Below are 22,389 nucleotides of genomic sequence, written 5' to 3' on the forward strand. Positions count from 1 at the left end.
ACTTACATCGCCATCGGCATGTACGAATCATCACTCGCTAAAACAAAAGCACTGCTCCAGATTTAGCCGGGCGTGTCATTAGAAACATCGACGCCTTGTGTTCTCTCCGACTGCAGTGAATGATTGCCCTCTCACTTCAATATTTAGGCTCCACCATGACAACCCATAAAGACATAGACGCAGCAGACCTGTTTGCCCTCATTGAGAAAGGGACGTTGCGTCTCATCGATGTGCGCAACGCCGATGAAGTGGCTCGGGGGATTATCGCTGGCGCAAGTCATATTCCACTCTCCCTCATACCGGCCAGCGTTGATGACTTGACGGCAGGAAGCGAAACCCTGGTTTTTTATTGCCATAGCGGCATACGGTCAGGGCAAGCTGCATCGTTTATTGCAAGTCATGGCCGTGAGAATGTGTACAACCTGCAAGGCGGTGTATTGGCTTGGGGAAGGGCTGGATTTCCTTTTGCCCCGCTTCAAGCGTGATCTTGAAAGAGAATAAGAAATGGAATTTACGAAAGAACTGGATGCGCGCGGTCTTAAATGTCCGCTGCCGATTTTGCGCTGTAAAAAAGGCTTGGCCGAGCTAGAGTCCGGCCAAGTATTGAAAGTGCTGGCAACCGACCCGGGGTCGGTAAAAGATTTTCAGGCGTTCTGCAAACAGACGGGGCATGAAATGCTTGCCCTGCAGGAGCCGGATGAGGCCATGCAGGACAAGGTGTTTACATTCCACATTCGCAAGCGTACGAGCTAAAACCTGAGATTACTTAGTGGTAGTAGTTTCGGGCTTACCATAATTGATGGGCATGAACTGCAAGCTTTCCCATGGAAAACCATCCAGAACAGCATAGCTTGGCTTGTTTTCAAACAGTGTAGGATAAGGGTCAGGCATGCCTAATTTTGTATACGAGTAGATGTTCTGAGCCCGGATAGACACTGCTCCCGCTTTATCCCATACAACGAACCCATATGTCTGCGCTGCTTTGGCTATGATTTTGCCGGCCTTGGTCATCCGCAGCGCATTTACATCTATGTTGGGATCCAACCGGAAACGTTGGCCTTCCATAATACGGTTAGGGGCTTTGTTAGGATTCCAACCATCAGAGCGATTGGCAGGCCACGAGAATATATTCCAGTGCTCAAGATCGACCATGGAAATGCCGATAGCATGTCGAATTTCTCCTCGTTTGAGCTCTTCAGCCGTAATCTGGCCACCAAGGAATGGCAGGCTGGTCGCCGTTGTCCCATAATACTTGAAGAATACCCCATTGCTCTTGGATGCATTATCAAGCCGGCCTCCCCAGCATGCATACCAAACCCCATTTTCTTTTTTCGCCTGCCAGAATTCCCAGACAGTATCGGTCGAAGGCTGATAAACCGTCATTTCTTTATCATTTCCCTCCGAAGCTACTGCATAACTTGGCATGGGAACATTAGCCCATTGCGTCATTAGCCCAGAATCCTTATAGCCTTTTTTCTGGCAATCCCACTCGTTTACGCGAATAACCGGAGTTTTTGCATCAGCAATATATATCGGGCTGGAATACTGTCCGGTATTGATATTTACAGTGTTGTAGTAGGACTTCTTTTGGCGGACGAATTCCTCTACCAATTTAGCCGAGTTTTCGTGCAGTACAGCATCTTTGGGGATGGGGGTATACCAAAAACTGGTGGGTGCAAAGACGGCATCTGTGGTCAATTTATTAGCAGCCGCGGCGGCAGCAGCGGCGGCGGCGGCTTTTTCTGCTGCCAGTTTATCAGCAGCTGCTTTTTCGGCGGCGGCCTTTTCGGCGGCCGCTTTGGCAGCCGCGTCTTTGGCCGCCTGCGCAGCGAGTGCCGCTTTCGTTGCTTCTTGCGCCTGCTTGGCAGCGTCTACGCACATAAAAGGCAGGTTGGTATAAATCGTCTTGCCCGATGTGCCAGTGCACTTAATGTATTCCGCAGCCTGAGCGGTCATTGCAGCGGTGCTGGCCATGATAGTAATCGCGGCCAATATTGCGTTTCTGGGGTTCATCATGTTGTCCTCTCGTCTTGCATCCATAGTGTTCTTTAACGGTGTTAAGAACAAAAAATTGAATTTATCCGAAAAGGCAGCCAGCCGGTTGGCTTACTGGAGGATTGGCGGCCCCGCTGTCATAGATTGCTCCTTAGACCGGTAGCTTTGCGTCTCCGTTCTTTCAAACGGGTTTGCCTTTTCATGCATCTATTAACGCGCCGCGCTCCAGCAAAGTCAATTTACTATCTGCTTGTTTCTAAAGGACTGACATTTTTGGTCAGTAAACGACAACCGCGTCACGCGGCCGTCATTTCCCTAAACTAAACGCGCCAATTGGGATTGCAGCTTGTCCAGCGTTGCCTTGAAGCCCGCCAGACGTTCCCGCTCCTGTGCCACCACGGCGGCAGGCGCACGATCGACAAAACTCGCATTGCCCAGTTTGGCTTCCGCTTTGCTGACTTCGGTTTGCAAGCGGGTAATTTCCTTGCTCAGGCGTTCCTTTTCTGCAGCAACATCCACTTCAATCTTCAGCATCAGGCGGAATTCACCTGCCAGCGCCACCGGGGCATCGGCTTGCGGCAACTCGGCAACAATCTCAACCTCGGCAAGCTTGGCCAGGGCTTTGAGATGCGGAGCGTAGGCTTGCAATGCGGAGGCATCTCCCGCCGCAATCAAGGGTACGCGCGTCGCGGGCGAAATACCCATTTCCCCGCGCAAACTGCGGCAGGCATCAACGGCTTCTTTCAGCAGACCAACCCAAGCTTCCGCCTGTTCATCAATTTTGCCTGGCTGCGATTTTGGATACACCTGCAGCATGATGCTGGGGCCAGGCTGATGCATGTCACGGCCAGACAAGGGGCCCACGGTTTGCCAGATTTCTTCGGTAATGAAAGGCATGATGGGGTGCGCCAGACGCAGGACGGTCTCCAGAACGCGTAGCAAAGTGCGGCGCGTAGCGCGCTGCTCGGCCTCGGTACCGGTCTGCAACTGGGTCTTGGCAATTTCCAGATACCAGTCGCAATACTCGTCCCACACAAACTTGTAGATACTTTGCGCGATCAAGTCAAAACGGTAATCGGCAAAACCACGCTCGATATCCGCCTCCACTTTTTGCAACAGGCTGACAATCCAGCGATCAGCCTGGGAAAAGCTGAGATAGCCTTCAGGCTTGGTTTTGCAATCTTCCAGGCCGCAATCCTGCCCCTCGGTGTTCATCAGCACAAAGCGCGTGGCATTCCACAGCTTGTTGCAGAAATTGCGGTAGCCCTCGCAGCGCTGCAGGTCAAACTTGATATCGCGCCCTGGCGAAGCCAGGCTGGCAAAGGTAAAGCGCAGCGCATCCGTGCCATACGCAGATATGCCCTCGGGGAATTCCTTGCGGGTACGCTTCTCGATCTTTTCCGCGTCCTTGGGATTCATGAGCCCAGTCGTGCGCTTCTTGATCAGCGCATCCAGATCAATGCCGTCGATCAGGTCGATAGGATCCAGCACATTGCCCTTGGATTTGGACATCTTCTGCCCTTCCGCATCGCGGATCAGCCCGTGCACATACACATGCTTGAACGGAATCTTGCCGGTGAGGTGCGTGGTCATCATGACCATGCGCGCTACCCAGAAGAAAATGATGTCAAAGCCGGTGACCAGCACGCTGGATGGCAGATATTGCTGCAGTGCCTGATTCGCCGCATCCACGGCCTCATCCCCTGTCCAGTCCAGGGTAGAGAACGGCCACAAAGCGGAGGAATACCAGGTATCCAGCACGTCATCATCGCGCTTCAGCTTGCCGGTATAGCCATCCTTTGCCGCCAGGGCTTGCGCTTCGTCCGCATCATGCGCGACGTACACCTTGCCACTGTCGGTATACCAGGCAGGGATCTGATGCCCCCACCACAGCTGGCGCGAAATACACCAATCCTGAATATTGTTCAGCCACTGGTTGTAGGTGTTTACCCAGTTTTCCGGGTAGAACTTGATCTGACCGTCGGCCACCACCTCCAGCGCTTTTTGTGTGATGCTCTTGCCATCGGCAGCCGGCTTGCTCATGGCGACAAACCATTGGTCGGTCAGCATGGGCTCAATCACCACGCCGGTGCGGTCACCACGTGGCACCTTCAGTTTGTGCTTGTCGACCTTGCCCAGAAAGCCCTGGGCTTCCAGATCAGCCACAACCTGCTTGCGGGCAGCAAAGCGCTCCAGACCGCGATAGCCTTCAGGCGCATTCTCGTTGACGAAGCCCTTGAGGTCGAGGATGCCGATCATGGGCAAACCATGACGCTGACCTACCGCATAGTCATTGAAGTCATGCGCCGGTGTTACCTTGACCACACCGGTACCGAACTCGCGATCCACATAGTCATCGGCGATGATCGGTATCTCGCGATCACACAATGGCAGCTTGACGGCCTTGCCGATCAGATGCGCGTAGCGTTCATCTTCAGGATGCACCATCACCGCTACGTCACCCAGCATGGTTTCCGGGCGGGTGGTCGCTACCGTGAGATGCCCGGAGCCATCTGCCAGCGGATAGTTGATGTGCCACATGGAGCCGTCTTCTTCGTCCTGCACCACTTCCAGGTCAGAAACCGCCGTGCCCAGCTTCACATCCCAGTTCACCAGGCGCTTGCCGCGGTATATCAGGCCTTCGTTATACAGGCGGACAAAACTCTCGGTCACTACCTTGTTGAGGCCGGCATCCATAGTGAAGCGCTCGCGGCTCCAGTCTGGCGATGTGCCCAGACGGCGCATCTGCTGGGTGATGGTGCCGCCGGAGTATTCTTTCCACTCCCACACTTTTTCCAGAAATTTTTCGCGGCCCAAGTCGTGGCGACTCACGCCTTGCGCATCCAGCTGGCGTTCCACCACGATCTGCGTGGCAATGCCAGCGTGATCCGTGCCCGGCTGCCACAGCGTATTGTCGCCGCGCATGCGGTGATAGCGTGTCAGGGCATCCATGATGGTCTGGTTGAAACCATGGCCCATGTGCAGGGTACCTGTCACATTGGGCGGGGGCAGCAGGATGCAGAAATTGTCTGATTTGGAGGCATCCATGCCAGCCGCGTAATAGCCGCGGGATTCCCAGAATTGATACCATTTGCTTTCGAGCGCCTTGGGGTCAAAAGCTTTGGCTAAAGTGTCTGCGTTTTCAGTGGTTTGAGTATTCATAGGTCGGGGATTTTACCACAGCGGCCGCCTGCCTGGCCCGCCCTTGCCCAGAGATTCATGCGGACCATGGCGTATGCCGGAATTGACGCGAAGTCAGAACTTTGGGTTAGGATACGGCTTTACCTGTTGACACATGAGGTCGCCATTGGACGCCGTCTGGATCTGGGGAATTTTCGGATTGGTACTGCTCTCTGCCGAGCTGGCAACGGGCACACTGTACATTCTATGGTTTGGCCTCGCGGCCTTGATCATCAGCGGGCTGTTATGGCTGTTTCCCGCCATTTCACTCGGGGTGCAACTCCTGCTCTTCGCTGGTCTGTCCCTAAGTACCCTGCTCATATGGAAAAAATTTGAACGCCGTCAACCGGCCGCCTCCCGATTGGGACAGTCCCAAGGGGAAGAAATTGGCCGCACAGGCCAGATAGTCGTCGCGGTCAGTCCCGAGCAATGCGGGCGTATCCGCTTCTCTCAGGGCGTGATGGGCAGCAAGGAATGGACAGCCATTTCCAGCCAGACATTAGCCGTAGGCGAAGAGGCCGAGATTACCAGTATTGAAGGCAATGCCTTGCGCGTGAAACGCTCTGGCCTCACTGCCTGAGATTGTTGATCGCCTTCCGCACCATGCAAACATCAAGCAACGCTATATTTAAGGAACTGAAATGACCGAACTCATGCTGGCCCTCATCGTCCTGGTTGTGATTGCCATCTGGAAAGGTCTGCGCATTGTGCCGCAGGGCGAAGAATGGGTAGTGGAACGCCTGGGGCGGTTTAACCGTGTGCTGATGCCGGGGCTTAACCTCATTATCCCGTTCATCTACGAGGTGCGTTACAAAGTCACCACCAAAGACATCATTCTGGATGTGCCCCAGCAGGAAGTGATCACGCGGGACAATGCCGTCATCCTGGCGAATGCGGTGTCGTTCATCAAGGTCAGCAATATTGAGCGTTCGGTGTATGGCATTGAGGATTTTCGTGAAGCCATGCGCAACATGGTGCAAACCAGCCTGCGCTCGATTATCGGTGGCATGGATCTGAACCAGGCGCTGACCTCGCGTGACCGTATCAAGGCTGAGCTGAAAGAAGCAATTGCCGACGAGGCGCTCGACTGGGGCCTGACCGTCAAGTCGGTGGAGATCCAGGACATCAAGCCCTCCCCCAACATGCAGCAAGCGATGGAAATGCAGGCCTCCGCCGAGCGTGAGCGGGTTGCGCTGGTAACCCGCTCCGAAGGCGAAAAGCAGGCCATTATCCTGAACGCCGAAGCCCGGCTGGAAGCCGCCCGCAAGGATGCCGAAGGGCAAATGGTCGCCGCACAGGCCTCCGCCGAGGCGATACGCCTGATTGCCGAAGCCGTGAAAGAAAACAACAGCTCTGCGACATTCCTGCTGGGCGATCGTTATATTCAGGCACTGCAACGCATGGGGGAGTCAGAAAACAGCAAGATCGTGGCCTTGCCTGGCGATATCGTCAGCGCCATTCGGGCTATTGTGGGCGGCAAAAGTTGATATAAACTGCATGACAAGCCCGCAGGATAGCGGGCTGTCATTGAATAATAATTAAAAAAGGGATAAGGGGTATGAAAACAACACTCGTCGCAACGCGTGCATTGCTGCTCATCGCACTTACGTTGGTGCTGGCAAGTCTGATAACCCAATGGATGAAATACTTCACTGATCATGGCAGGCTCATGGGCCTGACCAGGCTTCTAAACCTGGATGCCGAAGTCAACATTCCAACATTCTATTCAGTCATTTTGCTTCTTATATGCAGCGCCTTACTGGGCTTGATCACTTACCTGAAACATACTCAGAAAGCGCTTTACGCCACGCACTGGTACATACTTTCTCTGGGCTTTTTGCTGATGGCTGCGGATGAGTTCATGAGTTTTCATGAGCTGTTTAATGGTATATCCCCACAACTTCATCTGGAAAACAGTCTTTGGTTCAATTTCTCTTGGGTGATCCCAGGCGTGTTACTGATCAGCATCATCGGCATATCTTACATTCGCTTTTTGCGACACCTTGAACGCACGCACTGCATCCGATTTCTACTAGCGGGTGGGGTATATTGTATAGCGATCATTGGAGTAGAAATATTGGGAGGGCGTTATGTTGCCCTGCATGGTCGGGATAACTTCGGATACAGCCTGTTGGGTACATTGGAGGAGGGGCTGGAGATGCTAGGCCTGATCCTGTTCATCAATGCCCTGCTGCATTACATCGCCGAGCAATATCCCAATATCCGCATCCGCCCCTAAGAAGGCTGACAAACGCTGCAAGTGGGGTCGCGTTGTAGGCGCAGGCTGCGCCACTCCATGCTCAGCACATCCAGCAGCAGCAGGCGGCCCTGCAGGCTCTGGCCGATTCCCATCAGCAGCTTCATGGCTTCGGCTGCCTGTGTCGTGCCTATCATGCCCACCAGCGGCGCAAATACGCCATTTTCAGCACAGCGCAATGCATCGTCGGCGCCAGTATCCGGGTACAGGCAATGGTAGCAGGGGCTGTTTTCCTGCCGGAAATCAAACACCGTAATCTGGCCCTCAAATCCAATGGCCGCCCCTGATACCAACGGTTTTTTTTCCGCCAGGCAAATGCGGTTCAAGGCATAGCGGGTAGCAAAATTATCGCTGCAGTCGATCACAACATCGGCGTTACGCACCAAAGCGGACATCGTAGCCTCTGTCGATTTCTCGCGTATCGTGATCACCTCTACTTCCGGGTTCAATGCCTGCAAGGCGTGCTGCGCGGACTCGGCCTTGTTGATACCCACGGAGGCTGTGGTATGGATAATCTGGCGCTGCAGATTGGTCATATCCACCGTATCAAAATCACAGATGGTGAGCTTGCCAGTGCCGCCGGCCGCCATGTACATCGCCACCGGCGCCCCCAATCCGCCCGCCCCTATAATCAAGGCATGGCTGTTGACGAGTTGCTCCTGGCCCTCGTAACCAATATTGGGCAGCAGGATATGGCGGCTATAGCGTAAAAGTTGGTTGTCGTTCATACCCGCAATTATGGCAGTTTTCCGGCGCTCAGCATGCGGTTCAATAGCAAGGTCGATGGTACCCACACCACAATATCGTCGAACTCGTTGCCTGCCACGGCACTGGGAGTATCGCTGACAAAATACTCATCCTTGTCACTGTTTTCCTGCTCATTGGCACCCGCGCCCGCCCCAGACTTGCCTTTGGAGACAATCACGGCGGGCACCCGAAGGGCCAGGTTGGTGCCGCTACTGTCGTTAATGGTCATCAGAAAAGTGCTGCTGGCTGCGCTAGCAAACGTAATTCGGCTGCCGCTATTGGCAAAATCCTTTGCCACCCGGTACTGATATTTTTGCCCCCAGGCATCCTGCTTGCCCATGCCGAGGTCAACCCATGGCAAATTACCCTCGGCTGGGTCTACCACACAGGCACCTGTGCCATCCCGGTCTTCCCGCCCGTCGCCCGTAGTATCCGGGCATGGCAGATACCCATTACTGCTGGCGTATCCGATCAAGCCATCGCGCAGCTCGGCCATGGCTCTTTGCGTTTCGTTGTAATTTTTCTGATCAATCTGGGCAGACAGCGGCACCAGCATGCCGGCAATCACCAGTCCCACAATCACCAGCACTATCGATAGCTCGATCAAGCTGAAGCCTCGACTGCTTATTCGATGCGACGTCATGGTGTTACTTTCAAAATACGTGTGCCATCAAGGTTGGATAGTTGCGCCAGCCCACTACTGCTGCAGCCACGCGTTGCATAGCTGCAATCCGCCGTGAGTTCATATTTCACATAGTTTTGCCAGTGGCTTTCCGTAAACCAGGCTGGCAGGGTTAACGCCGGATTCGGGTGGCTGCAATTATTGTTAATGAGCGGCAGGCTGCCACTCAAACTGCCCTCCTGGCAGGAGCGTGTGCTATCGGGCAAAAGCGAGGTATAAGGAAAAAACCGCCCATTTGCCGCTGCCGCACTCGCCGAATAATAACTGCGCAACGCGGTGGCCGCCTCCCCCATCGCCCGGTTCTGCAGGGCAGCCAGCAGTTCATCAATGGTAATGAACACCAGGGTGTCATTGAATTCGGTCTGTTTCTCGCTGGATAGACGATCACTGGCTTCGCCGTTAATAAACACTTCATTCGCGACCAGATAATTGGCGTTCGAATAAGCAACGCCATTGATGGTGATGCTATCGAGATAGGCGGCTGGACCCGCAATCCCGCCTGCCCGGTTTTGTGTACCAAGCACCGGCCCCGCCGATATGACAATCGCCGCCACGCGGTCTGAAAGAAGACGGCCGCTTTTATCGCGCACTTGCAGCCAGGGATAGGTGGGGGCATCGGCAATATCGGGATTGATCACCACGGCGCTGGTGGAGGGCCGCACCAGATTGCGTGACACCGCGTACCACAAGCGCTCACCCTCGGCGTCCATCAGGTTTTCAGATAAGCCATAGGTACCTGCGCCGCTACCGACGCACGGATTCGTTTGCGCAAGATAAGGCAGCTTGCCCAGCAAGTGACTGTAATTAAGCGTGCTCACCTGACTGACACAATCGCTCTGACCATCGTAGTTTTCATCCGAATTTCGATCAGGAAACGGCAGGATGCCAGGGTACTGTGCATGTGCCACCGACCAGCCTATGAGCGCAGCCTTGGCTTCTGCCAACGCATCCAGTGTTTTCTGTTCGCGCATTACTTTGTATTGATAGCCATCCATGCGCTCAAAAAAGGCCATGCTGCCAGCCAGCAGCAGGATCAGGGCCATCACGATCATGATGATGCCTTGCTGCCCCGTAGCCGGAGAGGAGTACTCAGGGCAATGCAGGCGCATTTTCTCGTTCTTGTGGCGCGGGGGCGGATTCCTTGGCCGTCGCCTTGTACTCTTCAATACGGTTGCTATCAGGTTTGTACACCTGCCCCGCCTTTAACCTTACCGATTGCCCAGAGCCGGGCAGCTTGATCTCCACACGGCGGTTTTTTCCTTCTTCCACAATCATGGTGCCTAGCGCCTTGTTTTCCTGCATGGCTTGCTGATTGACCCATACCGTACCTGGCTTGCCATCGCTTCTGCGCACATAGCCTTGCACTGAAATCGGTCCAGCGGGGGCGCTATCCATCACGGCGCCCATATCCTGTTCCGGCATTTTTTCCGGGAGGGCGCGCATATTGCGGCGTTGCGCATCCAGCTGTGCGCGTTGCAATGGTGTGGTGAACAATCGACCCAAGTCATCCGCCAGCGCCATGCCAGAGGCGAGACATAACAGTATAGTCAGCCATATTTTCATGGCGCCACTCCCGGTTGCGCTTCACGCAGGGTGTACCAGTCCAGCTCACACTTGGCGATAAGATTGGGCGTCATCGTCGCATCCATGATGGCGCGCAAACGCGTCAATTCACATTCGCGAATGATGATGGGGCTGCGCTGCTGCTGACGCAATGCCTGCAAAAAGGTCAGGATATCGCCCTCATGCAGCATGGGCAGCTCCAGCTGCATCACCGAGCGATTGAGCTTAAAACTGCCAGTGTCGATCGGAAACGTTGGGGTATAAGGCTCCTGCGCACCAATGGCATAAGTGATCTTGAAAAGTTTGTACTGCTGATGAATATTGCGGATGCTATCCAGCCAGAGGATGCGCCGCTCCTCGCCGATAAAGCCTTCCTCCACCAGCGCTTTATAGGGAGGAAGAAAACTGACGATGGTGTCTTTTTCCTGGCCTGACGCCATATACCGGCTGCGGGCTTGCTGCAGTTGCTGCTGCTGCGCCTGGAGCGCCTGCTCAGCTTCCGTCACGCGATCGTAGGCAAAGCTGATCAGCAAGGCCGCCGCAATCAGTGCCAATGCCAACCCGGCCAATGGGTAGGCCAGACGCGACCAATCCTGGCGGGTGAGCTTCATTGCGCGCCCTCCGTTGGCCTGAGAATAAACTTGAGCTTGAAATTGGCTGCCATGGAAACCGCCGACACGGCATCCGTCGTACTGCCTTGCAAGCGGGAATAGGAGCTGACATTCACCGGCTCCTGCAGCACCTCTACCCATGCCACTTGTGGCAAGCTGCGCAGCTTTTCAGCAAGCTGATTGACGCGTACCAAAGCTGCGCGGTAATCCCCATTAAAACCCGCCACCTCTCCATCCACGAACACCAGCTGATGCAATACGCTGGTATCACTTAGCTGAGCATCGGCCGGAGCAGCTTGTGCTGGCCCCGCAGAAACACCCTCAGCCTTGTCATCCCGTATCGTGATGTCCGGCGTATTCAACCAGCGCATGCGATGAATCTGCATATCGGGCTGCGCCTGCAAAACCTCACTGAGCGCCTGCATGGCGGCTTGTGGCGTTTGCGCATAAGACGCAAGCTTGCGCGCGGTTTCCACCGCGGCACGCAAATCTGTGCTGGGGATAGGCGTTTGAGGGAAGTTTTTGGCGACCTCGCGGTACTTCTGCTCCTGCATGCGGGTTTCCTGGCCGGCTTCACGCGTTTGCTGCAAGGTCTGCGCCGCCTGCTGTCCGATATAGCTTGCCACCACAAACCCGCCCAGCAAGGTCAGCACACTGGCGAGATGAATACTGCGTGCCACATTGCCCACCTGATAGTGGCGGGTATAGCTGGCTGGAGCCAGATTGACCGGCAACTCGCCAGTCGCCAGCAGATGCATGTGCATCAGCTCGGGATGCCGCGTCAGCAATTCCGGATTCAAGCCCAGGCTTTTGGCGAGAACTTTCAAATCTTCGCTGACGCATTCCAGATTTTGTTCTTGTGAGATATTGCGGCAAATCTGGCGGCTGGTGTCATCAATGTCCGCCAGCACCATTTTGATCGGTGTATCACGCATCACCAGGCGCTGGCTGATGAGGTAAAGCCGGGTTTTCTCGGTTTCAGCCAGGTAAAAATAGGCCATGCGCTCCTGCATGGCGGGCGACACCGGCGCCGACCGGCTGATCAGCAAACGTCCATGATGAAAGTACGTCTGGCGCAGACCGGAGTTGAGCCGTTCGCTCAGCAGGATATGCGGCGCCTTGAGCTTCATGCGCTGCAGCAACAGCTCGCTCATCATCGATAGCAGATAGACGCCAGCAAGCGGCATGCGTTGAGCGGCGATCGCTTGCATCCAGGGCTGCAGGAAATCTGACTTGGTCAGGGCCACGTAGATGAAGCGATCATCCTTGCGCTTATCCTTCTGGCGCTCAATGAAATGCGCGGCCTTGAAAGTGGCATTGCGATAACCATGATTCAGTTTGCGCGCGAGCATTTCACGGCGGGCACTGCCCCGGGTATGCGGCAGATAATCCTGCTGGTAATCCTCCTCCACTGCATCCACCAGCATGTAGAGCCGGGTATTGTCGTGCTGGGCCAGAAAGCGCACAAAAGCCTCATAGCCTTTGGGATCACTGCTGAACTCGTGGCTGGATTGCAAATTGCCCAGACGCCACACCCCGGCAATCAGCTGGGTAGTGGTAGCGCAGAGGACGATTTTATTGAAGATGGCCATCAGAGTTTTAGCGTGCTGAAGGAATCGTAAACCGGGCCCAACACCGAGAACATGATAAAGGCCATGATAGCGCCGAGGATGACCGTGAGCGCGGGCTCCAGCATCTTGAGCATCTTTTCGATGGACTCGCGTACATCGCGATCATAAAAATAGCTGATCTTGAGCAGTGCGACATCCAGCGCACCGGTGCTTTCGCCCACCTTGATCATGCGCACCACCAGCGCAGGGAAAAGCCCGGCATTGCGAAAGCTTTCACTCATGCTTTCACCCGCATTGATCTGATGATGGGCGCGCGTCAGGGCATCCGCCACCGCGCGATTATCCACGATGTTTTCACTGGTCTTGATGGCATCCAGAATCGGGATGCCGGTTTGATACATCAAGGCAAAATAGCGGGCAAAGCGTGCCAGTATGATTTTTTGCAATATAGGCCCGGTGACTGGCAAGTGCAGCATCAGGTAATCAAAACGGTAACGCGCCGCTGGCGAGTGATGAATGAGATAAGCCAGCGCGCTGATAATGAGCACCGGCAGCCCCAGGATCAGCCACCAGTAATTGACGAAGGCATTGGAAAGAAAAATCAGGACCTTGGTCTGCAAAGGCAGCTCTTGCCCCATATTGCGCAGAAAGCCCACCATCTTGGGCACCAGGTAAATCATGAGGAACACCACCGCGCTCAGCACCATCACCATGATAAACAGCGGGTAGGCCAAGAGGCGGCGTGTCTGCGACAGCAGCTCATCCTGCCATTTGAAGGTGTTGGCGAGATTATCGAATACTTCGGGCAAACGCCCGGTTTGCTCCCCCGCCTGCACCAGACTGACAAACAAGGGATTGAACACCTTGGGATGCTCAGCCAGGGCTTGTGACAATAGCTTGCCGCCCTCGACCTCAGACGTCACCGCCCCGATGATTTTTTGGAAATGCAGATTGGTCGTGCTGTCGCGCAAATCCGCCAGACCTTCCAGCAGAGGCACGCCTGAGCTGGTGAGCTGCTCCAGTTGAAAGCAGAACATCATCAGGTCTTGCAGGCTGACGTGGCTGCGCTTGAACAAGGCAGGCGACTTGCGGGCAGGCCGAAAGGTGATCATGCTAAGCCCCATGCGCTCCAGCCGCACTTCCAGGTCAACCTCGTTCAGCGCGTCTATCTGGCCATGGGCTGGCCGCCCGATCTGATCCACCGCCTTGTAGTTGAAGGTCGGCATGCTCAACGCATCCGGTTGGTCAGGTCGATCACCCGCATGACTTCGCTGATGCTGGTATAGCCTTCCAGAATGCGGCGCACGCCATCTTCAGCCAGCGGCACGAAGCCCTGCTCCATCGCCAGGGCGCGCATTTCATCCAGATGCGAACGGCGGGCAATCAGGGCATCCATCTGGCTGTCGATCCGCAGCAGCTCGATAATCGCCATGCGACCGCGATAGCCGGTATAGCCACAGCGCTTGCAGCCCACATGCCGGTAGATAATGGCATCCTGCCCGGCGGCCAAACCAAGCAACGTGCGCTCGTCTTCGTTAGGCGCATGGCCTTGCTTGCATTGCGGGCAGAGTACCCGCACCAGCCGTTGGGCAACCACGCCGATGATATTGCCGGCCATGATGTCTGGCGAAATGCCGATATCCAGCAAACGGGGGAAAGTCCCCAGCGCAGAATTGGTATGCAGGGTGGTGAATACCTGATGCCCGGTCATCGCCGCGCGAAATGCCATGGTGGCGGTATCTTCATCGCGGATTTCGCCTACCAGGATAATGTCGGGATCCTGCCGCATGATGGAACGTATGCCATTGGCAAAATCGAGTTTGTTGACCTCCGCTACCGAAGTCTGACGCATCATGGTGACCGGGTATTCCACCGGGTCTTCCAGCGTCATGATATTCACCGCCTCGGTATTCTGATGCGCTAGCAGGGAATACAGCGTTGTGGTCTTGCCGCTACCGGTCGGGCCGGTGACGACCACAATGCCCTCCGGGCGCGTCATCATGCGCTTCAATTCATTGAGGGTATTCGGCCGCATGCCCATGCGCTCCAGCGGCATGATGGATTTTTCGCGGTCGAGCACGCGCAGTACCAGGTTTTCCCCGTGGATGGTGGGGTGACTGGCCACGCGGAAATCAATCGGACGACCGACCAGGTTGATCTGCAGGCGGCCATCCTGCGGGGCGCGGGTTTCGGCAATATCCATCCCGCTGATGACTTTGAGGCGAACCGCAATGGCAGGCCAGAATGTCTTGTGCAGACTGCGCACCTGCCGCAATACACCATCAATACGGTAACGTATGCGTAAAAAAGCCAGCTCGGGCTCAAAGTGAATATCCGATGCGTTGCGTTTGACCGCATCCATCAATAGCGCACCGACCAGACGCACTACCGGCTGGGTATATTCATTGCCATCGGCCTGCAGGCTTTGGTAATCAATTTCGCCAGTTTCGATTTCACGCAGAATGCCATCCACCGAAAGCTCATAGCCGTAAAACTGGTCGATATATTCTTCCAGCTGCGCTTCCGCAGCCAGCACCGGCTTGATCTGAATCTGCGGCCCCAGCATGGCGCGTAGCTGATCAAGCGCCACCACGTTGAACATATCCGCCATGGCAATCACCAGCTGGCGCGCCGCTTCTTCATAGGCAATCGGCAACAGATGATAGCGGCGGGCAAAGTCCTCCGGCACCATGGCAAGTGCCTCGGCATCAGCCACCACAGGCGCCAGGTCTATGCTTTCATAGCCTATGGTGTCCGCCACCAGATCGCGCACCATGGCTTCGGTCACAAACCCCAGGCGGACCAAATGACGGCCTAGCGGAATATCATTTTGCGATTGCTCAATCAACGCAATGCGGAGCTGATCCTGGCTCAGCAGTCCCTGCTGCACCATTAATTCACCAAGCCGCTGTTTACGCTGAGGTTCTGTCATGCCGTTCGAGTATGCTCTTTAATAATGCGATGTAGGTTCAAGGCTGTAACTGGGCGATACGGGCTTCCAGCTGCGCGCGATCCACCTGCGACGCCCCGGCAGCGGGCAGGCGTTGCAGGGTCTGCAGGTAATACGGCAGCGCCAGTGCAGATTTGCCCATCTGGTCCAGACTGACGGCCAGATTGAACAGATAGTCGACGTTATCCGGCGCAAAATGGTGCGCCTGGAAATACGCCTGCTGTGCCGCAGCCCACTGCTGCTGGCTGGCGTAGAGATTGCCCAGCATGGCATGCAGGTGGGCCGCCTCTGGCTGCTGCGCCAGCAAATTTTTCAATGCACTTTCGCTACCGAGAGGATCCGCAGCCTCTCCAATGCCAATCAAAGCAGATTGCGCTGTCGGGTTACGGGGATCCAGCTCCAGCACTTTGCTATACCAGCCGCGTGCATCGGCTTGCCGCCCTTGCTGCAGGGCGATGGCCGCCATGCCAAGCAAGGCATCCACATTCCCGCTATCACTCTGCAGGACCATGCGGTATTGCTTTTGCGCCGAGGCAATATCCCCTGCCTGCCAGGCTTTATATGCGGCGGTGAGATTCGGGTTCACCGCCGGCGCAATGTTGCTTTTGCTGACGGTAAATGTACTTGCCGTAGGCAAGTCCGGCGTCGCACCAAATACCTGCGGTGCCGCTTTGGCCGCAGCTGGGGATTTCGCAGGAGCACTCATATCCAAAGCAGAATCTGCGCCAGCGCTGGGTACAGGATGTTTGTTTGAGAACACTTCCGCAGACGAAGTCGCCGCAGGTGGACTATCATCCGCCACAGACAGCTCTTCATCTACTGGGCTGGATGGAGCAGCTGGCACTTCTGGCGGGGCCATTTTTGCCATGACAATGTCAGGTTTGGCTAACGATTGCAGGTAGTCATACAAAAAATATCCGCCAAGCAATGCCAGCAGCAGCACTAATCCCAACACACTCAGGGTGGTTGGCGATATTCCGGAATGGCGGGGCCTGGCCTGCATCAGCGTGCTTGCCGTAGCTCTATCGCCTGCAGGCGCCCGCTCAGCTTCACGCGTATTGCCAGCCGTGACTTGCGGTTCGAGCGACAAGGTTTCGGCGGTCGCAGCGTCACCACTGCTCTTGCCTTGTTCAGCGCGGGATAGGGCTTTAATTAGCAGACTCATCGAGTTTTTGCTGTAATTGCATGCTAGGCAGATATTGCTTGTATGACTGCAGCTCCTCGCTTTCCAGCGTGGCGTTCTGAATGACGATGGGCCGCAGGAAAATCACCAGCTCGGTTTTAATCGTAAAGTCACTGCGGGCAGTAAACAGCTTGCCAAAAAACGGGATTTTGGACACTTCAGGCACGCGATCGGACGCTTGCTGGATATTGTCCTGCATCAAGCCCCCCAACACCGCCGTGTTGCCGCTGTTCACCCGCAGCACCGATTCCAGCTCACGCACCTGAATCTGGGGGATACGGCTAATGACATTAGCGTTAGCAAGTTGGGGATTGGGATCATTGACGTAGCTGACCACCCGCGAGATTGTCGGCCGCACATTGATATTAACCTGGCCAAGATCGTTGATTTGCGGTGTGACGCTCATGACCACGCCCACAGGCACGGTATTGGGCGTGGTGGTGACCGATTGCAGATTGGTGGAGCCGGTGGTGAGGCCCTGGGATATCTGCGACTGAATGGTGAAATACACCAGGTTATCCACCACCTTCAACACCGCTGTCTGGTTATTCAAGACCATCAGTTTTGGGCTGGAAAGCACCTTGGTATTGCCAAACTGTTGCAATAACCTGAGACCAAGGCTGATGTCGTTGCTGCTGTAGCCCACCACAAACGGGCTCACACTGCCCGCCGCCGCGGCCACCCCGGAGGGCGAAACAATACCGGTAGTGCCCAGAGAACCATTGATGTTAAAACCGCCCCCGAGGCGAGTCCAGTCAATACCGGCTTGATAAGTGTCGTTGAGGGTGACTTCGACAATCGAAGCTTCGATCAATACCTGGCGTCGGGCGCTTGCCATGACTTTATCCAGAAACTCCTGCACTTTTTCATGCTGCCTGCTGGTGGCTCGCACGCTGATGACGCCCGTCTCAGGGCTGGCAATCACGGTCGCGGCGAACAGGGTTTTGTATTCGGCGCGTGCCTGATCACGCTCTTCTTGCGCGTTGCGGGCATTGCTTGCGGCCGGAGGCAACGTAGTCTGGCTCGGATTCAACAGTGGTTGCGCGGGATTGCTGCCTTCGCCATTGGGAGCAGGTGACTCCGCTTGCGATGGACTCGCCGTGCGCGAAATGATCACTTCCTTATCCGTTTCTGCCAGCAGGTCACGCAGATTCTGAATCAGGGTTTCCCACAAATGATTTTTGGATTCGCTATTCACCGCGGTGCGTGAGCTATTGGCGGCGCCAGTACCGTTGCTTGTGACGGTGGACACACTGCCTGCAGTCCCGGTACTGGCGCTACGCCCGGTACTGGCAATTTCCGCCGCTGCTCCGATAAAGCCGGTTGTGTCGCGCGACATATTCACATAGTCGACCTTGTAGGTACGCAACACCGGCATATCGGGAGCCACATACAACACGTTGTTTTCAACCTTGTAGGTCAGGTCAACCTGCTTGGCGAGGCGCTCCAGAATCGCGGGCAAGGTCTGATCCACGGCATTCAGTGTGACTTTGCCCTGGATGGACGGGTGAATGTCCACATTGAGCTTGCTCTCACGCGCCAGCGCAAAGAGGATTTCTTTGACGGGCACTTCATTCACGACAACGCTGTAAGTCTGCTCGCGATTTTTGGCCTTGGGCGCGGGGACAAATGGAGTGATTTTGACGGGCTGAGGAATGGTGGCGACTGGCGCAGGTGGCGTCACTGCATCAATATGCCCCGTGGAGGGTGTGATCTGCGATACATGTGAACAGCCGGCCAACCCGAGCCAGGCAATAGCAGTGACGATCTTGTTATTCATCGTGCCTTGTGATTCCCCATGTAAACAGCCCCTGATTTATCGCATATTAAGTACAGTATGGCAATTAAGCTATTGAAGTTGTTTTATTTCTTTTGTGATTCCACCCACAGTCCTCATATGTGGCTGGTTGGCACGCACGCTTTCTGGCAATTGCTTCAAGGCGGAGGCTGCTTCCTCGCGGTTATCAAAGCTGCCATAAAAAAGACTCAGGAATGGCTGGCCGCCAACTCGCGTACGCACGACATAAAGATCATCCGGCGACAATTTGAGCGCCAGTGTTTTCAGGGCAGCGCGCATATCCTCATCGCGATAGGCCCCCATCAACTGCAAGGTGACGGTGGTCTCGATCTGTCGGTCCAACCACGCATGCGTCGCTTGCAAGCGAGCTTCCAGAACATCTTGCACCGCACTGGCTGTTGGCTGCTCGGCAGCTGAAGACTGAATCGCCGTCCCGGCGGCGCTTGTCAGTTTCACCTCCTCTGCCCGGGGCTTGGAAACCACAGACGCAGACGATGGCGCTACCACAGAGGCGTTTACGGGCTGAGAAATGGGTTTGCCAGACTGCCACTGATGCCCGATGTAACCAGCAGCCAAGCCTGCGCACAAAGTCAGCCCGCCCAAGGCAAATTGCCATCTCCGCCACCTGTTTTGCTGTGCTTGCTGGCTAAATTCACTGTCCGCAATCGCGTTACGCACATGCTGGGGGCGCACCTGGTAGACATTGTCTGAAAAAGCCGCCAGCAGCGCCTTGTCTGCCAGTACATTCACCCTGCGCACCAAGCCTTCCGCCGTGCGCGAAAGCAGCTTGATGGCAGCCGGCGTAAATAATGGCGGACCAAAATAGCCAGCAGCACGCAAACGGAACATGAGGTACTCACTCACTTCCTGCTGATCGAGCGGCTGCAATTTGAAACTATGGGTAATACGCTCCCGCAACTGCCGAATATGCGAGGCGTTCAGATTGCTATCCAGCTCGGGCTGCCCGAACAGGACAATCTGCAAAAGCTTGTCATGCTTGGTTTCCAGATTGGACAGCAAGCGCAGCTCTTCCAGTGTGGCGAGGGGCATGCCTTGCGCCTCTTCCACGAACACCACCACTTGCTTTCCTGCTGCATGCCTGTCGAGCAGATACTGCTGCAGAATCTGCATGACATGAAATTTGTCCGCATTTTTAGGCAATTTGAGCTGCAGCTCAAAAGCCACTGCATATAGCACTTCATCCGGCGCCATGCTGGGGTTGGCGAGATAAACGGTTTCTATGCTATCCGGCAGTTGTGTCTGCAGCATGCGGCATAGCATGGTTTTGCCACTTCCCACTTCACCAACCACCTTGATAATGCCTTCACCACTGCGAATTGCATATATCAGGGCGTCCAGGACCGCACCTCGCTTGCCGCCCGTGAAAAACACGTCGGTATTCGGCGTGATTTTGTAAGGGGGTTCCTTTAAGCCGAAATGCGCATAGTACATGGGCCTATTCTTTGTACTCTTCCTGGGTTTGTATGCGGCTATATAAGGTCGTTCGATTGATACCGAGCAGCTTGGCGGCCTGGCTCAAATTACCGTGGGTAATTTTCAGGGCGGCATTCACATAAGCATTTTCCCAACGCTTCAGCACGGCATCCACATTGATGTTGGCTTCGCTGCGCAGGTGCTGGTAAGCATGCAAGGTGATGGCATCACCATCGTTGAGCAGAATCTCTTTCACCTTGATCTGCCCGATCAAATCCAGCTCTGAGGACAGGCGGCTCTGCGTCACCGTCTCGCCGGCGTAATTGGCCAGCAGGCGTATAATGATGTTACGCAGCTCGCGCACATTGCCCGGAAAGTGATAATCCATCCATAACTGCTGCGCCTGCTCATCCAACTTAAATAACGCCTGCCCAGTTTCACGAGCATAGAATTGACTGAAATGCTCCAGTAATAGCAATCGGTCATTTTCCAGATCACGCAATGGCGGAACGCGCAAAGCGAATACGCTCAGCCGGTGATAAAGATCGATACGAAACTTGCCATTGCGCACCTCGGTACGCAAATCGCGATTAGTGGCGGCGACGATGCGCGCCCGGCTCTGCCTGGTCTGCGTTTCACCCACGCGCTGGTATTCGCCATTCTCCAGCACGCGCAATAACTTGGCCTGCAGCTCCAGTGGCAACTCGCCAATTTCGTCCAGGAATAACGTCCCATCCCCGGCATCTTCAAAATACCCCGTCTGGGTGTTGGCGGCGCCAGTAAACGCGCCTTTGCCATGCCCAAATAAAATGGACTCCGCGAGTAAGGGCGAGATGGCCGCGCAGTTGATGGAAAGATAAGGCGCGTTCGCACGCTTGCTCAGGCGATGCAGACTGGTTGCCACCAGCTCCTTGCCGCTGCCGGACTCGCCTTCGATCAGTACAGGGAATGGCGCATCTGCAAACTGCGATATTTGCGTGCGCAAGGTTTGAATAGGCGCGCTTTCGCCCAGCAAGCCTGGCAAGGAAGTTTCGTTGCTTAAGGCCCCCTCACTCTGCTCAGCATGCTGCAACTGCAAGGCATTGAGCAAAATCGTCTGCAGTCGCTCTACATCACAAGGCTTGGGAATAAAATCCACGGCACCCAGCGTGAGGGCGTGCTTCACATTAAACGCTTCATTCTGGCCCGACAGCACCAATATCTTCATGGTGGGCGAATGCGCCAGCAATTCGGAAATCAACTGAAATCCCTCATCCGGCTTTTGCGGCGAGGGAGGCAAACCAAGATCAACCAAAGCCAGGGAAGGCGGCTCACTCAGCTGGCGCAATACGCTTTGCGCTTGGGCACGAGAGGCGGCGACAAATACATCGAACGATTTACCCAATACGAAGTGCAATGTATCGGTGATCAGAGGATCATCGTCAACAATAATAAGAACTGGACGAGCTGTAGTCATGGCACCCCCTTACCACAGCTTAAATTAAAGAATTTTTATTTTTCATGACGTTACTATAACCACTAAGCCCAGTAGCATCAATGGCAGATATCGATGCAGGAACGCGCCAGATACCTCATTCGCCACGGACAAAAAGCCTACGGTACGCACCGGATTGTGATCGTATTTCTTCATTATTTTGAACGGAAATGGCGATACGATATCCACCCCATGATGAATATGATCGTAAAAGGACCAAGTACATCATGATTGCAAACCTTCCTGATCCCACTCGAGCTGAAATTGATCAGCTGGCAGGCCCGGCCTTAATAGAATTCGGGGCTTCGTATTGTGGCTATTGCCAACAAAGGCGCCCATGGATAGATGCACTGATAAAAGCCAATCCCCAGATAAGGTATTTCCGGGTTGAAGACGGAAAAGGGCGTCGCCTGGGCCGTAGCTTTGGCGTCAAGCTATGGCCAACATTGATATTTTTGCGAGATGGTAAAGAAATAACACGAGAAGTGAGGCCAGACAGCCAGGAAGCAATAGAGCGAGCGCTGCAACAGATAACAACTCGAAGTTAAGCGAGCGTAGTGGATTTAATACTACTAAATGCGAGTGATAAGGGGGATTTTAAAACTAGGAAGCAAATGGGGTGGCTGATGGGGCTCGAACCCACGACAACTGGAATCACAATCCAGGGCTCTACCAACTGAGCTACAGCCACCATTGAAACTGGGGGATCAGTATCATGGCCTGCCCGACAGGAATCGAACCTGTAACCCCCAGCTTAGAAGGCTGGTGCTCTATCCGGTTGAGCTACGGGCAGATTGTCGGACAATCGTTTTGAAATACTGGTCGGGGTGGAGAGATTCGAACTCCCGACATCCTGCTCCCAAAGCAGGCGCGCTACCAGACTACGCTACACCCCGAGGACCGCAAATATAGCGCAAACCAGCGGTGTGGTCAAACTGAATCTG

Annotated in this window: 20 protein-coding genes, 3 tRNA genes and 1 riboswitch; of the genes, 6 read left to right on the top strand and 17 right to left on the bottom strand. The window is 54.9% G+C overall.

Annotation, left to right across the window (positions count from 1 at the left end):
• Nucleotides 1–155 precede the first annotated feature (155 nt).
• Nucleotides 156–485, top strand: a complete 330-nt coding sequence (locus ACWWD9_RS13895) for a rhodanese-like domain-containing protein (protein ID WP_041361900.1) — start codon at nucleotides 156–158, stop codon at nucleotides 483–485.
• Nucleotides 486–504: 19 nt separating this feature from the next.
• Nucleotides 505–753 (top strand): sulfurtransferase TusA family protein, encoded by a 249-nt coding sequence (locus tag ACWWD9_RS13900; protein ID WP_013440919.1) that lies wholly within the window; start codon nucleotides 505–507, stop codon nucleotides 751–753.
• A 9-nt stretch (nucleotides 754–762) separates the two neighbouring features.
• Here ACWWD9_RS13900 and ACWWD9_RS13905 read toward each other — a convergent pair whose 3' ends face one another.
• Both ACWWD9_RS13905 and ACWWD9_RS13910 read right to left on the bottom strand, forming a co-directional pair.
• Complete coding sequence (locus ACWWD9_RS13905; RefSeq protein ID WP_148225244.1) at nucleotides 763–2,016, bottom strand: DUF4124 domain-containing protein; 1,254 nt, start codon at nucleotides 2,014–2,016, stop codon at nucleotides 763–765.
• 100 nt (nucleotides 2,017–2,116) lie between these two features.
• Nucleotides 2,117–2,201, bottom strand: a riboswitch (cyclic di-GMP riboswitch).
• A 109-nt stretch (nucleotides 2,202–2,310) separates the two neighbouring features.
• Entirely contained in the window at nucleotides 2,311–5,157 is a 2,847-nt protein-coding gene (locus ACWWD9_RS13910) for a valine--tRNA ligase (RefSeq protein WP_013440917.1), read from the bottom strand.
• A 133-nt stretch (nucleotides 5,158–5,290) separates the two neighbouring features.
• On the opposite strand from ACWWD9_RS13910, the gene ACWWD9_RS13915 reads away from it, so the two are divergent.
• From ACWWD9_RS13915 to ACWWD9_RS13925, 3 genes are all read left to right on the top strand, one after another.
• Nucleotides 5,291–5,755 (top strand): NfeD family protein, encoded by a 465-nt coding sequence (locus tag ACWWD9_RS13915; RefSeq protein ID WP_455867326.1) that lies wholly within the window; start codon nucleotides 5,291–5,293, stop codon nucleotides 5,753–5,755.
• Between the two features lie 61 nt (nucleotides 5,756–5,816).
• Nucleotides 5,817–6,662: an SPFH domain-containing protein gene (locus ACWWD9_RS13920; protein ID WP_013440915.1), complete on the top strand. Its 846-nt coding sequence runs from the start codon at nucleotides 5,817–5,819 to the stop codon at nucleotides 6,660–6,662.
• A 71-nt stretch (nucleotides 6,663–6,733) separates the two neighbouring features.
• Nucleotides 6,734–7,414: a hypothetical protein gene (locus ACWWD9_RS13925; RefSeq protein ID WP_013440914.1), complete on the top strand. Its 681-nt coding sequence runs from the start codon at nucleotides 6,734–6,736 to the stop codon at nucleotides 7,412–7,414.
• Here ACWWD9_RS13925 and ACWWD9_RS13930 read toward each other — a convergent pair.
• From ACWWD9_RS13930 to ACWWD9_RS13985, 12 genes are all read right to left on the bottom strand, one after another.
• Nucleotides 7,411–8,160 carry a HesA/MoeB/ThiF family protein gene (locus tag ACWWD9_RS13930; protein ID WP_455867327.1) on the bottom strand — a complete coding sequence of 250 codons (750 nt, stop codon included), beginning with the start codon at nucleotides 8,158–8,160 and terminating at the stop codon, nucleotides 7,411–7,413. The genes ACWWD9_RS13925 and ACWWD9_RS13930 overlap by 4 nt on opposite strands.
• A gap of 8 nt (nucleotides 8,161–8,168) precedes the next feature.
• The gene (locus ACWWD9_RS13935; RefSeq protein WP_455867328.1) at nucleotides 8,169–8,822 is read right to left on the bottom strand and encodes a type II secretion system protein; all 654 of its coding nucleotides are present in this window, start codon (nucleotides 8,820–8,822) and stop codon (nucleotides 8,169–8,171) included.
• Complete coding sequence (locus ACWWD9_RS13940; protein ID WP_455867329.1) at nucleotides 8,819–9,913, bottom strand: hypothetical protein; 1,095 nt, start codon at nucleotides 9,911–9,913, stop codon at nucleotides 8,819–8,821. The genes ACWWD9_RS13935 and ACWWD9_RS13940 overlap by 4 nt, the downstream gene beginning before the upstream one ends.
• Nucleotides 9,914–9,950: 37 nt before the next feature.
• Nucleotides 9,951–10,424 carry a hypothetical protein gene (locus ACWWD9_RS13945; RefSeq protein ID WP_455867330.1) on the bottom strand — a complete coding sequence of 158 codons (474 nt, stop codon included), beginning with the start codon at nucleotides 10,422–10,424 and terminating at the stop codon, nucleotides 9,951–9,953.
• Nucleotides 10,421–11,035, bottom strand: a complete 615-nt coding sequence (locus tag ACWWD9_RS13950) for a hypothetical protein (RefSeq protein ID WP_455867331.1) — start codon at nucleotides 11,033–11,035, stop codon at nucleotides 10,421–10,423. The genes ACWWD9_RS13945 and ACWWD9_RS13950 overlap by 4 nt, the downstream gene beginning before the upstream one ends.
• Nucleotides 11,032–12,627, bottom strand: coding sequence for a hypothetical protein (locus ACWWD9_RS13955; RefSeq protein WP_455867332.1), 1,596 nt, complete (start codon nucleotides 12,625–12,627; stop codon nucleotides 11,032–11,034). Before ACWWD9_RS13955 ends, ACWWD9_RS13950 begins: the two co-directional genes overlap by 4 nt.
• Complete coding sequence (locus ACWWD9_RS13960) at nucleotides 12,627–13,832, bottom strand: type II secretion system F family protein (RefSeq protein WP_013440907.1); 1,206 nt, start codon at nucleotides 13,830–13,832, stop codon at nucleotides 12,627–12,629. The genes ACWWD9_RS13955 and ACWWD9_RS13960 overlap by 1 nt, the downstream gene beginning before the upstream one ends.
• A gap of 2 nt (nucleotides 13,833–13,834) precedes the next feature.
• The gene (locus ACWWD9_RS13965) at nucleotides 13,835–15,538 is read right to left on the bottom strand and encodes a GspE/PulE family protein (protein ID WP_015829116.1); all 1,704 of its coding nucleotides are present in this window, start codon (nucleotides 15,536–15,538) and stop codon (nucleotides 13,835–13,837) included.
• Between the two features lie 37 nt (nucleotides 15,539–15,575).
• The gene (locus ACWWD9_RS13970; RefSeq protein WP_455867333.1) at nucleotides 15,576–16,721 is read right to left on the bottom strand and encodes a tetratricopeptide repeat protein; all 1,146 of its coding nucleotides are present in this window, start codon (nucleotides 16,719–16,721) and stop codon (nucleotides 15,576–15,578) included.
• The gene (gene mshL, locus ACWWD9_RS13975) at nucleotides 16,705–18,519 is read right to left on the bottom strand and encodes a pilus (MSHA type) biogenesis protein MshL (RefSeq protein WP_455867334.1); all 1,815 of its coding nucleotides are present in this window, start codon (nucleotides 18,517–18,519) and stop codon (nucleotides 16,705–16,707) included. The genes ACWWD9_RS13970 and mshL overlap by 17 nt, the downstream gene beginning before the upstream one ends.
• A 69-nt stretch (nucleotides 18,520–18,588) precedes the next feature.
• Nucleotides 18,589–19,989 (bottom strand): AAA family ATPase, encoded by a 1,401-nt coding sequence (locus ACWWD9_RS13980; protein WP_455867335.1) that lies wholly within the window; start codon nucleotides 19,987–19,989, stop codon nucleotides 18,589–18,591.
• 4 nt (nucleotides 19,990–19,993) lie between these two features.
• Nucleotides 19,994–21,427, bottom strand: a complete 1,434-nt coding sequence (locus tag ACWWD9_RS13985) for a sigma-54-dependent transcriptional regulator (RefSeq protein ID WP_455867336.1) — start codon at nucleotides 21,425–21,427, stop codon at nucleotides 19,994–19,996.
• A gap of 245 nt (nucleotides 21,428–21,672) precedes the next feature.
• Here ACWWD9_RS13985 and ACWWD9_RS13990 point away from each other — a divergent pair, with 245 nt between their 5' ends.
• Nucleotides 21,673–21,993 (top strand): thioredoxin family protein, encoded by a 321-nt coding sequence (locus tag ACWWD9_RS13990; RefSeq protein WP_455867337.1) that lies wholly within the window; start codon nucleotides 21,673–21,675, stop codon nucleotides 21,991–21,993.
• Between the two features lie 67 nt (nucleotides 21,994–22,060).
• Here the strand turns inward: ACWWD9_RS13990 and ACWWD9_RS13995 are convergent.
• From ACWWD9_RS13995 to ACWWD9_RS14005, 3 genes are all read right to left on the bottom strand, one after another.
• Nucleotides 22,061–22,136: transfer RNA gene (locus tag ACWWD9_RS13995), tRNA-His, on the bottom strand.
• A gap of 25 nt (nucleotides 22,137–22,161) precedes the next feature.
• Nucleotides 22,162–22,238 (bottom strand) — tRNA-Arg (locus tag ACWWD9_RS14000).
• Between the two features lie 26 nt (nucleotides 22,239–22,264).
• Nucleotides 22,265–22,341: transfer RNA gene (locus ACWWD9_RS14005), tRNA-Pro, on the bottom strand.
• Nucleotides 22,342–22,389 lie beyond the last annotated feature (48 nt).

The organism is Methylovorus sp. SPW-M1, assembly GCF_053848825.1.